General features: G+C 39.3%; 11 protein-coding genes. 6 read left to right on the plus strand and 5 right to left on the minus strand.

Translation table 11 applies throughout. The annotated features are described in order from the left end of the window. Window positions 1–192 precede the first annotated feature (192 nt). The 4 genes from phaZ to AC4PID_RS10120 all read left to right on the plus strand — a co-directional run bounded on the left by phaZ (window position 193) and on the right by AC4PID_RS10120 (window position 4,303). Window positions 193–1,080 (plus strand): intracellular short-chain-length polyhydroxyalkanoate depolymerase, encoded by an 888-nt coding sequence (gene phaZ, locus AC4PID_RS10105; RefSeq protein ID WP_492131885.1) that lies wholly within the window; start codon window positions 193–195, stop codon window positions 1,078–1,080. Between the two features lies 1 nt (window position 1,081). Further along, window positions 1,082–1,900 (plus strand): alpha/beta fold hydrolase, encoded by an 819-nt coding sequence (locus AC4PID_RS10110; RefSeq protein ID WP_492131886.1) that lies wholly within the window; start codon window positions 1,082–1,084, stop codon window positions 1,898–1,900. Between the two features lie 118 nt (window positions 1,901–2,018). Then, window positions 2,019–2,675: a sigma factor gene (locus tag AC4PID_RS10115; RefSeq protein WP_492131887.1), complete on the plus strand. Its 657-nt coding sequence runs from the start codon at window positions 2,019–2,021 to the stop codon at window positions 2,673–2,675. A gap of 92 nt (window positions 2,676–2,767) precedes the next feature. Further along, window positions 2,768–4,303, plus strand: coding sequence for a putative polysaccharide biosynthesis protein (locus tag AC4PID_RS10120; protein ID WP_492131888.1), 1,536 nt, complete (start codon window positions 2,768–2,770; stop codon window positions 4,301–4,303). 119 nt (window positions 4,304–4,422) lie between these two features. On the opposite strand, the gene speB is transcribed toward AC4PID_RS10120, so the two are convergent. The 5 genes from speB to AC4PID_RS10145 form a co-directional block, all read right to left on the minus strand. Next, the gene (gene speB / locus AC4PID_RS10125; RefSeq protein WP_492131889.1) at window positions 4,423–5,274 is read right to left on the minus strand and encodes an agmatinase; all 852 of its coding nucleotides are present in this window, start codon (window positions 5,272–5,274) and stop codon (window positions 4,423–4,425) included. A 1-nt stretch (window position 5,275) separates the two neighbouring features. Further along, a complete protein-coding gene (speE, locus tag AC4PID_RS10130; RefSeq protein ID WP_492131890.1) occupies window positions 5,276–6,121 on the minus strand; it encodes a polyamine aminopropyltransferase in 846 nt (281 codons plus the stop codon). 107 nt (window positions 6,122–6,228) lie between these two features. After that, window positions 6,229–7,677 (minus strand): aminotransferase class I/II-fold pyridoxal phosphate-dependent enzyme, encoded by a 1,449-nt coding sequence (locus AC4PID_RS10135; protein ID WP_492131891.1) that lies wholly within the window; start codon window positions 7,675–7,677, stop codon window positions 6,229–6,231. Between the two features lie 33 nt (window positions 7,678–7,710). After that, the gene (speD, locus tag AC4PID_RS10140; RefSeq protein ID WP_492131892.1) at window positions 7,711–8,523 is read right to left on the minus strand and encodes an adenosylmethionine decarboxylase; all 813 of its coding nucleotides are present in this window, start codon (window positions 8,521–8,523) and stop codon (window positions 7,711–7,713) included. Between the two features lie 323 nt (window positions 8,524–8,846). Continuing rightward, a complete protein-coding gene (locus AC4PID_RS10145; protein ID WP_492131893.1) occupies window positions 8,847–10,973 on the minus strand; it encodes a heavy metal translocating P-type ATPase in 2,127 nt (708 codons plus the stop codon). Window positions 10,974–11,161: 188 nt separating this feature from the next. Here AC4PID_RS10145 and AC4PID_RS10150 point away from each other — a divergent pair, with 188 nt between their 5' ends. Continuing rightward, window positions 11,162–13,102, plus strand: coding sequence for a U32 family peptidase (locus tag AC4PID_RS10150; RefSeq protein ID WP_492131894.1), 1,941 nt, complete (start codon window positions 11,162–11,164; stop codon window positions 13,100–13,102). A gap of 8 nt (window positions 13,103–13,110) precedes the next feature. Continuing rightward, complete coding sequence (locus tag AC4PID_RS10155) at window positions 13,111–14,382, plus strand: aspartate aminotransferase family protein (protein WP_492131895.1); 1,272 nt, start codon at window positions 13,111–13,113, stop codon at window positions 14,380–14,382. Window positions 14,383–14,407: the final 25 nt, after the last annotated feature.

Here is a 14,407-nt window from a genome sequence, read left to right on the forward strand (position 1 = left end):
CGACTCTTGTTTAATCAAACAACCTTTATAGATGACAGCTCACATTATACTCAATTAGGGTATAATGTGAGTAGGCATCGACAAGGTTGTTTATTTTAATCGAAAAACACGGATTATTCATAAAATCATTTGTCAAATGGGGGATGATTTTAATAATAGTCTGGGAATAAGACAAGAAAGAGGGCACTTAGCATGAACGAATTTGAATTTAAAAAGATTCATATTAAAAATGAAGTCCTCGCATATCGTGAGGGTGGATTAGGTGACAGAACTCTGTTGTTGATCCATGGTAATATGTCTTCATCTGCTCATTTTGATAAGTTGATGGATGCACTTTACGATGACTTTAAAATTTACGCAGTTGATCTTAGGGGCTTTGGACATTCTTCTTACCATGAAAGATTTGATTCACTTAAAGAACTCAGCGAAGACCTAGAATACTTTATCGACAAATTGAGACTCAAGGATGTGGAAGTTTTGGGATGGTCCACAGGTGGCGGTATCGCCATGCACCTTGCAATCGATTGTCCTGATGTAATTAAGCGCGTTATTTTACTAGAGAGCGTTGGCATTATGGGATATCCAATGTTCAAGAAAGACGCACAAGGTCAACCGATTCTAACCGAGCTTTTAATGACAAAAGAAGATATTGAGAACGATCCAATACAGGTTGCACCAGTTTTAGATGCGATTAAAAATCGAAATGCAGATTTTTATAAATTCCTATGGAATGCAGCAATCTATACAGCTGGTAATCAGCCGGATGCTGAGGATTATGATTACTATGTCTCTGAAATGCTTTTACAGAGAAATTTAGTGGATATCGACTTCTCTCTGACAAGATTTAACCTTTCTCATGCGGATAATGGCTATGGCGTCGGAAGTGGAGAAATCGATAAAATTAAATGTCCAGTTTTGATCATTCAAGGGGATAAAGACATCGTCGTACCTATGGAAATGGCAGTTGGCATAAAAGATGCGCTTAAGGATAACGCAAAGTTGGTTGTGCTTGAGAACTCTGCTCATAATCCAATGGTGGATAGTTTGGAAAAAGTAGTTGCTTTAATCAAGGAGAAGTAAAATGGCATTTTTAGAGGTGAATGGAAAAAAAGCCTACTATGAAGTGCATGGCGATCGTGAGTCTACACTCGTCATACTCAATGGAATAATGATGAGTTGCGCTAGTTGGCAACCTTTTGTTAGCCTATTGAATCAACATTTTAAAGTGGTGCTATTGGATTTTTACGATCAGGGTAAGTCCGATTATTTAGATGAAGCTTATACACAAGATTTGCAGGTTGAACTCGTAAAAGAAGCTATGGTGGCACTTGACCTTCAGCATGTGACCTTACTTGGTATCTCTTACGGTGGTGAAGTTGCCATGAAATTCGCTGTTAAGTATCAGCATATGATTGACAAACTTATTTTGGCAAATACAACTGCTTATACCAATCAACAATTAAAGGCCATTGGCGATGCTTGGGTTTATGCTGCTAAAACACATGATGGCAAGCAGTTTTTCAAAAATACGATTCCACCGATTTATTCAATGGATTTCTATGAAAAGAACATCGATTGGCTAAATGCAAGAGAAGGTATGTTTGCCAGATTGTTTGATGCAAGATGGTACGATGGTTTTATTAGATTGGTGATCAGCGCTGAAACACATGACGCTAGATCATTAGTGAACCAGATAAAAGTGCCAACCTTACTCATTGGCGCAGATGAGGATATCATTACACCTTTATCTTGCCAAGTCGAGCTAAATGAAGCGATTGAAAATAGTCGATTCGTAGTGATTAAGAATTGTGGACATGCTTCCATGTATGAAAAGCCGATTGAATTCTTTTCTGCAGTTATTGGCTTTGCAGCAATCGGGGAGCAAACTTTTAAAATTTAAGTATCTCCTTCTAAGCCAATGGGATGTGTATGCATCTCATTTGGCTTTTTTATTATGTAATCATATTGACTTGTTTGAAGTGATTGTGTTGATGATATAATAACATTGGAGGCATAATATGGATCACAATCAATTAATGAAAGCAAAAGTTGACTCAGATGTGAGAGAGTCTTTTATAAAAGAAAATATGAATTTTATTATATATACAACTTCTAAACAATTGGGCAGATATTTATCGATAGAAAACGATGAAGAGTTTAGCGTAGCTTTGGAGGCTTTTAATGATGCTATAGATACCTACGAGGAAGGTCATAGCAAGTTTGAAACCTATGTGACGACCGTCATCCGAAATCGCTTAATTGATTTTCATCGATCAGGTGTGAAGCATAAAACCATGCAACAATCCTGGGATGATGAGATAGATGAACCTGCTGCACCAGAGGCCGATCCCATTTTAAAAATTGAAATTGATACATTTGGTAAGAGGCTAAGTGACTTCAATATAACCTTCGATGAGCTCGTTGACTCAAGTCCCTCACATGAAGACACCAGAGTGAAAGCGATAGAAGTCGGTGAATCGGCTTCCAAAGAAGAAACGGTCATTGACCTTCTTTATAAGACCTTAAAGCTACCAGTTATGGCCATTGTTAAAGTGGTTAAAACCACTAGACGATTTGTATATGCGCACAAGACGTTTATACTGTCAGTAATCGTAATATTTCATGAGGAGTTTCCATCTTTAAAAGAATGGATCGGAGGCGTCAAAAAACTTTAAGATGCCGCTTTAATTTGTATCTTCAATGGCTTATAATGTAATTTGACACCTTAGTGAATGTCAGAGTTTGATACTAGAAAAAAAGAGGTCTTATGAAAAATAAATTTGCAAAAAATCTTGGTATATTGGGAATTATTGGACTATTAGTAAAAATTATTGGTGCGTTTTATAGAGTGCCACTTGCCATGTTTATGTCTGAGGATGCAGTTGCTTATTATTCGCTAGCATATCCTTGGTATAATATATTGATCGTAATCTCCACCACATCGATTCCTGCTGTAATTGCCAAATTAACTGCGGAGGCGATAGCAACTGAAAATCAAGTTTTACAGGACGATGTCTATCATGTGTCGAAGCGATTTTTACAGATTTTCGGGATTGCTGCGATGATTTTCTTAATTGGATTTGCCGGTGTTATTTCAAATGCGCTGGGTTATCCCGAGAGTCGTTATTCTTTCTACGTCTTGGGTATTGCAGCTTTCTTCGTATCGCAGAATGCAGCTTATAGAGGCTATTTTCAGGGCACACAAAGGATGGAATTCTACGGTATTTCACAGCTGATTGAACAGCTAGGTCGAGTGATTCTAGGTCTTGGCGTCGTTGCTGTGGTATCAGGTTTTGCTATGGGCGATGGCTATGTCGCTGCTGCGGGTACATCAGGTGCTTTTTTCGGCGCAGTAATCAGTTGGGGATACTCTGTTAGTCGCCACAGAAAGCATTTTAAAGTGGTGAACAAAGAAGTTCATGATTTTAAAGGGATTTCAAAGAGAATTTTTGAGGTGTTAATACCGATTGCCATTGGCGCTTCTATTATGCCACTTCTTACCATTATCGATGGTACTTTAGTCGTTTGGCGTCTTAGAGATGTTGGCTTTATCGATGAAGCTGCGGTTATGTATTCCTATTTATCGTTTTATTCAACACCGATTATCAATATTTCACAAGTGGTATTTTCAGCACTTGAAGTTAGCCTATTGCCAATGATTACGCGTGCATTTACACAGCGAAATCCAAATCTTAAACATCAAGTAGACTTAGGAATTCTACTCTCTGTATCACTAGGGATGCCGATGGGTGTCGGTATTTGGGCTTTTGCAGAACAGATTTTACTGTTCCTTTACCCTTCTAAGGCTGAGATCGCTATCGATGCGGCGCCGGTACTTGGCATTATGGGATTATCCATCGTCTTATTCTCTGTATTTTTAGCGACGACGAGTATTTTACAAGGTATTGATAAATATAGAAAACCTGTGCTTCACTTAGGGATTGGTGCGATAGCAAAAGTTATATCAGCGTATATCTTAATAGCAATACCAAGCTTAAATATCGTAGGTGCTGCTTATTCAACGCTGATCGCATACTTTGTTGCAGCTGCATTAAATGTCAGCGTGGTTTATAAATCGTTTAAGCCGTCTTCTGAGTTTATAAGAAAGATACTGATGACGATAGTAGCCAATGTCGTTATGGTAGTCCTTTCAAAAGGTGCATATGGCATTATCGAGCCACATTTGGGTATGAGACTTTCCTTGATGTTCGCTATAATGGTAGCTGTCATCGTCTATGGCGCTATCCTATTGGGTGCTAAAATTGTGACAAAGGCAGACTTTGATAAGCTTGGGGATCATTAGTATTAATGGCTAACAAACTACATTAATCAATGGATGAGATAATGTAAATTAGATTTGAAATAAAGAAATAAAGAAATAAACGCCTGTTAACCGTAACTTGTTAACAGGCGTTTTATATACTATTTAAGCATTGTTAGCATAAGCTCTCTAATGACTTTACAAGCAGTTGCAGTACTAACACCTGTTTGGTCATAATGTGGTGAAAGCTCGACGACATCTGCACCGATGATATTGAGTGGTGCAAGTGTCTTTAAAATTTTAATCATATCATTGAAGAAGATGCCACCTGGTTCAGGTGTACCCGTACCAGAGAAGATAGATGGATCGAAAACATCAAGATCGATAGTGACATATACAGGTGTATCTGCTTCAATGCCAGATACGACATCCTTAAGTGTATCATAGGTGAATTTTTCAAGATGCGTATGTGTCTTTGCCCATTCAAATTCTTGTTTTTCTCCAGAACGGATACAGAACTGAGAGATGGTACCATCGCCCATAAAATCCCAAGCACGTCTGATGACCGCCGCATGTGAAAGTGGTTCGCCCATGTAATGGTCTCTTAAATCTGTGTGTGCATCAAAGTGAATCAGCTTCATATTTGGATATTGCTTATAAGCTGCGCGAATTGTACCGAGTGATACTAAATGCTCACCACCGATTAAGAATGGCTTTTTGCCAGCACTTAGTATTTCTGAAGCCGTTGACTCGATCACATCAAGTGCCTTAGCAGCATTACCAAAAGGTAAATCGAGGTTGCCGATATCCGTTAGTGCATAGTCGCTTAAATCTTTATCAAGGTAAGGACTATACGTTTCTAGTCCAAATGAGTCCATACGGATATAGTCCGCAGCAAAACGTGTCCCCGGTCTAAATGAAGTTGTAGAATCAAACGGAGCGCCGAAGATTACGACGTCAGCATCATCAAACTCACAATCACATCCGATAAACGTATGAATATTTGAATGCATCTTATTCCTCCAACATCTTTTTAACGAAAGTAGGGAGTGCAAAGCAGCCTACGTGTAAATCTGTATTATAGTATTTTGTTTCAAGACCAAAAGATGCCCATTTTTCAGGATTGAAATCTTTAATTGGATCAAGTGTTTTAGAAGCAAAACCAAATAACCAATGACCTGATGGGTAAGTAGGCATATGGAATTGATACACTTTACTAATTGGGAAGATTTTCTCAATTTTTGAATGCGAACGCTTCATTTCTCTAGCATAATTTGGATAATATGGGCTCTCATGTTGGTTAATTAAAATACCATTTGGAGAAAGAGCTGCATAGCAATCTTTGTAGAATGCTTCAGAGAATAAACCTTCTCCAGGTCCGATAGGATCAGTACTATCTACTAAGATTAAATCATATACATTTTCTTTACCTTCGATGAATTTAAGACCATCTTCGAAGTAAAGGGATACTCTTGGATCTGTTAATTTTGATGCTGTAATAGGTAGGTATTTTTCGCAAGCGCGAACAACCATTTCATCGATTTCAACCATATCAATTTTTTCTATATGTGCATATCTTGTTAATTCTCTTACTGTGCCACCGTCACCACCACCGATAACGAGTACGCGTTTGATTTCTGGATTCGTTGCCATCGCCACGTGTGTAATCATATCGTGATAAACAAACTCATCTTTTTCATTTACCATCATTAAGCCATCTAATGTAAAGAAAGTACCAAATTCTTCAGACTCAAAGAAGTCGATTGTTTGAAATGGGCTCTCTTCAGAGTAAAAGTGTTTCTTTACTTTTATTGAAAAGTCAACTGTATCTGTGTGTTTTTCCGTGTACCAAAGTTCCATGATTACCTCCTAATAATAACTCCTGACGAAGACGCCAGATTTAATTTATATATAACCTTACAAATGAACAGCCAATCATTTTATAAAACAATTGGCTGTAATTTAAATTATTCTTTAATGACTTTGATGAAATCGGCATTTGGATCTTCCATGCCGGTCACAATACCGTGAGATGCCTTGAACAGTTTAATTTGTTCGATGACTGATTCGTTGATACGCTCGCCGTAGCTGACGACAGGTATACCAGGTGGGTAACTCATAAGCGATTCGCCACTGATACGACCAAGTGTGTCTTCTAAAGCAACCATTTCTTTTTCAGCATAAAAAGCGTCTCTTGGAGAAATGATCACCTCTGGGTAATGCAGATCGATTTTCTTATAATCGACGCGTTTGTCCATAAAGCGTTTGCTGATGTCTTTAAGTGCTTCGATTAACAGATCAACATGATCGTAATCATCGCCTACGCTTAAAATGGCAAGAGAATTATAAACATCACCTGTTTCCATCTGAATGTTGTACTCATCTCTTAAAATATCATAAAGCTCCATACCGTTTAGTCCCATATCACGTGTAGTGACACTCAGTTTAGTAGGATCAAATGCATAGATACCAGGTCTGCCTTCTGATTCTTTTCCGATCGCATAGCAACCGGGAATCTTATTGATTTCAGTTCTAGCATAATCTGCAACTTCGAGGATATGATCTAAAATGACTTTGCCTTCAGTTGCGAGCATCTTTCTAGCCACATCCAAAGATCCCATTAAAAGATAGGAAGGGCTTGTCGTTTGCATCATGTTGATGACTTTTCTAACATACCTGCCATCCACACGAGTGGTATTGACCAAAAGTGCTGAGCTCTGTGTTAATGAACCACCAGTTTTGTGTAAACTAACCGAAGACATATCTGCACCTGCTTGCATCCCACTAAGAGGAAAGGCATCATTAAAATGAAAATGTGTGCCATGTGCTTCATCGATTAAAACCAATAGTCCTTTTTCATGACAGTAATCGACGATCTCTTTAAGATCGCAGACAGCACCATAATAAGTGGGGTTAATGATAAAAGCAGCTTTAGCATCCGGATGTGCTTCGTAAGCCTTCTTTAATGATTCTAAAGTAATATTATGAGAGACACCCATTTCTTCATCGATTTCTGGACTCATATAGACGGGCGTCGCACCGCATAGAATCAAGGAGTTAATCGCTGATTTATGAACGTTTCTTGGAAGTATAATCTTATCGCCTTCGCCTACAGCGGTCATAATCATAACTTGTACGGCAAATGAGGTCCCATTTACGATAAAATAACCTCGATCTGCACCAAATGCTTCGGCTAATAAATCTTCTGACTCTTTTATAACACTGATTGGATTCCCTAGAAAATCTAGAGGCTTCATAGAATTGACATCAAGCTCTAGCATAGCGTCGCCAAAATATGCCGCGTATTCCCTTAAACCTCTACCGTGTTTGTGACCGGGAACGTCAAACGGAATTACTTTCTTATCACGATACGCCTTCATTGCAGTAAAGACGGGTGTTTTGTTTTGATCTAGCATTTAGCCGTCTCCTCTCTTTGAACAAAGTAGTAACTATGCTTTACCAATATTTCGACCATAGTAGATTTCTGTCATTTCTTTTTTAAGCTTAGTCATAATCTCTCTTTGATCTTTTGGTGTTAAATCATCTTTGCTAACTTCGAACAAGTAGTTGTTGAGCTCAAAATCCTTAAGCATCATTTTTGTGTGGAATATATTTTCTTGATAAACGTTAACATCAATTAACTGGTATTTATTTAAAGTTCTTTTAGCGATATAGTTTTGAATTGAATTAATATTGTGGTCGATGAATAATTTTTGACCAGATGCATCACGAGTAAAGCCTCTAACTCTATAATCAATAGTGATGATATCAGAATCAAAACTGTCAATCAGGTAGTTAAGTGCTTTAAGTGGTGAAATTTGACCACACGTTGATACATCGATATCAACTCTAAAAGTGCTAAGACCATTATCAGGATGATATTCAGGATAAGTATGCACCGTTAAGTGACTCTTATCTAAATGGCCAACAACGTGTTGCGGTACATTGACGAGAACGCCTTTGTTACACGATGCGTCTAAAGCGCCGTCTGGTACCTCTTCTTCTGAAATTAAGATGGTAACGCTTGCGCCCTGTGGTTCATAATCTTGTTTTGCGACATTTAAGACATGTGCGCCAATCATTTTAGTAACATCTTGCAAGATATTCGTCAAACGTTCTGAATTATATTGCTCATCGATGTATTCGATGTACTTTTGACGATCCTCAGCTGTTTGTGTGTAGCAGATGTCGTAAATGTTAAAGCTCAAAGTCTTCGTTAAGTTATTGAACCCATGAAGTTTAATTTTCTTGTAACCTTTCAAGTCAGGCCTCCTTAATTCAAGATAGTCTGTTATTTAAAACGATAGATAATACTTAAAATATTAACCCGTAAGTATACTAATACTGTTTTTAGCACAAGTACAATTATAGCACAAAATATGAGAAATACTAGTATTTAATACGGTTTTTTTATAAAAATTTTATAGGTTGTTTTTAAGTGAAATTAAGTTTAATATATTAAACAAAATAGGGTTAAATATGAAACAAAAAACAAAAAGCCATTTTATGGGAATTCCCTAAAATGGCTTAAATGGTCTATTTGGTGTCTTGTCACTTTAAAATGCTTGTTATAAATTAAGGAATTTTATTTTGCGATGCTAGGTGGTTTGAAACCCAAAACACGAGTAGAATTGAGAACTGCTATCAAAGCCACACCTACATCAGCGAAAATTGCCATCCACATGGAACTCAATCCAACCGTACCCAGTGCCATAATTAATAGCTTAGCACCAAGTGCGAAGACGATGTTTTGTGTGACGACACTTTTAGTCTTTTTAGATATGGCAATTGCTTCTATGATTTTTGATGGCTCATCAGTCATAAGGACGACATCAGACGCTTCAATAGCGGCATCGCTACCAATGGCACCCATAGAGATGCCCACACTTGCTAGTGCTAAAACAGGGGCGTCATTTATACCATCGCCTACAAAACCAACGTTCTTACCAGAGCGAATCAACGCATCGACAATCTCATATTTATTTTCAGGGAGTAATTCACTGGACACTTTGTCTATACCCAGCTCAGTACTTACTGAAACAGCAGCTTCCCTACGGTCACCAGTGAGCATCTGAACTTCAATATGGCTTGAATTCAATGCGGCTACGGTTTCAAAGGCATCTGCTTTGATTTCATCACGCACTTCAAACGTTCCTTGATATTCGCTATCTAAAGCGATGTGAACTTGCGTATGTGGTGAATCTATTGGTGTGACAACGATTTGATTCTCTTTCATAAGGCTGAGATTGCCAGCGACGATTTTGCCCAAAGACGTTTCAACGATAACGCCTTTACCACTGACTTCTTCGATCTTATTTAGGCTCACAGAACGATCATAGTCGCCGGTATAGTCTAATATGGATTTTGCTATAGGATGGTTACTATGTGACTCAGCTATGGCAGCAAGCTTCATTAGAAATGTTCGCTCGATTGAAGCATTGGCAACATAAATTTCATGAACTTTAAATTTACCTTTTGTAAGTGTACCCGTTTTATCAAAGACAACTGTATCGATTTGACTAAGTGCTTCAAGATAGTTACTACCTTTCACAAGTATACCGTGTTTAGAGGCATTACCAATACCACTGAAGAAACCGAGTGGCACAGAAACCACAAGTGCACATGGACATGAAATAACTAAGAAAATAAGTCCTCTGTACAGCCAAGTATTAAATTGATCAAATCCAAATAGGATTGAAGGAACGATGACCAAACCAAGTGCAAAGAAAACAACCGCTGGTGTATAATATCTAGCAAATTTAGTAATAAAGTTTTCTGTTGGTGCTTTATTTGCTGTCGCATTCTCAACTAAGGATAAGATTCTAGCGACAGTAGACTCACTGTAGATCGAAGTCGCCTTTACCTGAACGACGCCACTTAAGATGACACTTCCGCTTAAGACTTCATCTCCCTTGGTGATAAATCGCGGTACTGACTCGCCTGTTAATGCTGAGGTATCGACGGATGTACTTCCTTCTATAATAATACCGTCAAGTGGTACGCGCTCACCGGGTTTAACCATGAGGGTTTCACCCAGAGATACAGATTCAGGAGAAACAGACATCCAAAACCCATTTCTTAGAACCGTTGCTTGATCGGGTCTAATATCCATAAGTGAACTGATTGCTCGTTTTGAACGGTTAACGGCCAAGTCTTGAAAATACTCGCCAATTTCATAAAAAATCATAACGGCAACTGCTTCAGGATATTCGCCAATTGCGATTGCGCCGAAGGTTGCAAGAGACATAAGAAAATTCTCATCAAAGATTTCGCCTCGACGAATGTTTCTAAAGGATTTGTGTAAAACCTTATATCCAGAAAGCAGATAAGCAACTAAAAAGAAGGGCAGTGCAATGGTTGAATCTGAACCGATTATGATACCGATTAAAAATAATGCCAAACTCGAAAAGAGTCGTGCCACTTCCTTTTTATCGTGAATCCAGTGAGAAAGCCCGCTATTTTGACTTGTCGCTTTCGTTTCAGCAGGTGCGCCAGCAACTGAAACGACAACATCAGGTTCTAGATCAAGTACGATTTGTTTAATAGCTTGTATGGTTGCATCGGCATCGCCTTTACTTTCAAAGGTTAACCGTGATCTTGAAAAGTCTAGAACCACATTATCAGCACCCGCTAAGTTTTTAGATCTTGATTCAATTTTTGCGGCACAGTTGGCACAGCCAAGTCCGCTGAGATTTAACGTCACTTTTTCCATATGAATACCCCTAAGTTAAAAGATTAGATTTAGAAATTAAATTCCAACAACATATGAACAGTTGCTCATATGTTCAATTATATTTTAATCTCTTTTAGACGTGATGTCAATAGTATAGAAAGGTTGTATCAAAGTTATTTGAGGTGTAAAATAGTGAAGGTAGTGAAGTGATTAGACAAGGAGCAATGATGAGGAATTTTAACGGAAAGAAAATCGAATTACTTGCACCAGCCGGTAATTTAGAAATTTTTAAAGGGATAGTAGACAGTCGCTGTGATGCGATCTACTTTGGTGGACAGCGTATGAACATGCGCATGATCCGCAAAGGATTTAACTTTAGTGACTCTGAATTAAAAGAAGCGGTGGATTTGGCAAAAGAGAGAGAAAAAGCCACTTATATAACCGTCAATAACCTAATAGATGCGAACGAGCTTTCTGAGTTAGACGATTATTTATTACTATTAGAAGATATAAAGCCAACTGGGATCATCGTACAGGATATGGCAGTTCTTGAACGTGCAAACGCACTGGGTTTAACCATCGAAAAGCATGCGTCGGTTATGTTTAACGTTCACAACACGGAAATGATTCATGCACTTGAGTCACTTGGCGTTAGCAGAGTCGTGCTTTCACGTGAAGCGACCCTTGCAGATGCGGCGCGATTTAAGAGGGAAGCCAATCTTGAGCTAGAGTATTTTACACATGGCGATATGTGTATCGCACATGGCGCTCAGTGTTATTACAGTGCCATGCTCTTTGGCATGAGCAGCAACAGAGGCAAATGCTTAAAGCCATGTAGATGGTGGTTTGAACGCGAAGGCAAGCAGGAATTCCCACTCGCTGTAAAGGACATGTCCATGATCGCCCATCTCCCAGAGATGATTCATGCGGGGATTACGTCGTTTAAAATTGAAGGTAGAATGCGCGAAAGAGACTTTATCGTCAATCTCATCAACCACTATGGGGATGTGTTAGACGCCTATATCGCCGACCCTGTAGGCTATGATTATAAGAGCTCAGAAGCGTGGATCTATGAAAATCGTAAGCGCGATCTTTCAACTGCCTATGCGTTTGGCACACCTGGCGTCGCGAACATCAATACTCGATATGAAGGCACAGGTAAATTTTACAGTACAGGTAAAATGTTCAGCACCCCAACGGCAGAATCAAAAATAGAACTGCACCAAGTCAAGAATATAAAAGAAGTCTTTGCGGGTAAAACAGCCAAAGGCTTTACAGATAATAATAGCGAAAGCGACGAATTGCCATCCAAAAACAGCTGTCGTTCTTTAAGCAACACAGAGCGTTTGGAGAATCATAAGCTTTCAGTACGCGTTATGGATATAACACAAGCGCGCATCGCATTCGAAAAAAAAGTAGATAGAATATATCTCAGTGCAGATGTGTTTGAGCCGAAAACGCCATTTACGCTTTCACAAATCAAGGAACTTATCAGTGAAAAGGGTGATACAGAGGTATATTGGTCGCTACCTAAGATGATGAGCGATGCACAAATCGAAACCTATCACGCTTGGTTTAAGAGACTTAAAGTAGAAGGCATTCATCTGGATGGCTTATTGATTACCAATCTAGGAGCACTCCATGCCTTTAAAGGCTATGGCTATAAAATGATAGGCGATTATTCGCTCAACCTCTTTAATGCCATCGCGGTTAAAGGGTATGAGCAGCTTGGATTAAGTGCTTTTACACCTTCCATCGAAATCCCTGCAGAGCATCTTGCAAACCTACTGGCTTCAGACTATGAGTTTGAAGTGATCTCACATGGTAGATTGACCAGTATGTATCTGTCACACGATCTTTACAAAGCCTATGGGGTCTCAACGGATGAAGCCTTGATTCTTGAAAACGAAGGTGGCAAGTATTTGATTCGCAAGGATGTGAATGGCATGTGCCATTTGCTGATGCAGATGGATTACAGCTTAGTACCTTTGCTGAATGATCTTCCAGCAAGTCGCTTTAGAATTGAAGCACAGGAGATGTCATCAGAGAAGCTTATGGCAGTTATCGATTTACATCAAGAAATACTCGGTTCAGATCTTTCGGAAGAAGCAGCTTTAAATGCGCTTAATGCTGTGACCGATGCCACACTTGGCGCAACGCGATTTTAGGAGGGCTTATGAACAATTGGCTATCACCAGAAATGATTATAGATAAGAAGAAAACCTTTTTTTATCCCAACACCATGCACTTTTACAAGCAACCACCACATATCGTAAAAGGCGAGATGCAGTATTTATACGATCATAACGGTAAACGCTATACGGACTTCTTCGCAGGTGTGACCGTTTTAAACTGTGGACACAGCAATCCAGAGATTATCGAGGCGATTGAACAACAACTTGAAAATTTACAGCATACGTCCATCATCTATCTGACACAGCCTATGGTTGAACTTGCAGAAAAATTGGCGACGAAACTACCTGGAGACATTCAGACCACCTTTTTCTGCAACAGTGGCACTGAGGCAAACGAAGGGGCATTGCTACTTGCGAGGATGCATACTGGCAAAAAAGGCTTTGTGGCATTGGAAGGTGGCTTACATGGTCGATCTCATCTCACCATGAGTGTCACGGGTATCCCAATGTGGCGAATCGATCCTTTTTTAGAGGAAGATGTCTTCTTTGCGCCTTGCTATGCGACGAGTGGTGAAGACACTGAAAGTGCAAGTCAAAAGACCATAGATGCCATTGAAGCGATACTAAAAGCGCACGGCCATGAGATTGCAGCTTTTATCGTAGAACCGATGCAAGGCAATGGCGGTATGATGGTGCCAAGTGCTGATTTCTTTAAAAAGCTAAAACCCATTTTAGAAAAACACGAAGTTTTACTAATAGCAGATGAGGTTCAAACTGGGTTTGCTAGAACAGGTAAGTACTTTGCTATGGCACACTTTGATGTGGTGCCAGACATCATCACCTATGCCAAAGCGCTCGGCAATGGTGTGCCAATCGGTGCATTCAGTGCAAGACCACATGTGGCAGCTTCCTTTAACAAGCCTTCCGCATCGACCTTAGGCGGTAATCCCGTTTCTTCAACTGCGGGTATAGCAGTCCTCGATTATATCGACCGACATGACTTGGTATCACAGGCTGAAGTGCTTGGCGCAATTTTGAAAGCAGAGTTGATAAAGTTAAGTGAGCAGTTTGACTGTTTTAAAGAGGTTAGAGGACTCGGCTTGATGCTTGGGGTTGAGGTAGCTGGCGAGCGTTCACCAGAAATCGTGGATTATATTCTTGAAGAGATGAAAAACAGAGGCTTCATCATCGGTAAAAACGGTATGAATCGCAACGTACTTGCTTTTCAGCCACCACTGGTGATAACAAAAACAGATATCCAAGCGATGATTAACGAACTGGAAGCGGTACTGGAATCTTTACCTATTATGTAAGTAAAAATAGACAAGAGAATAAGAA

This window comes from Fusibacter sp. QWL-12 (genome assembly GCF_058683495.1).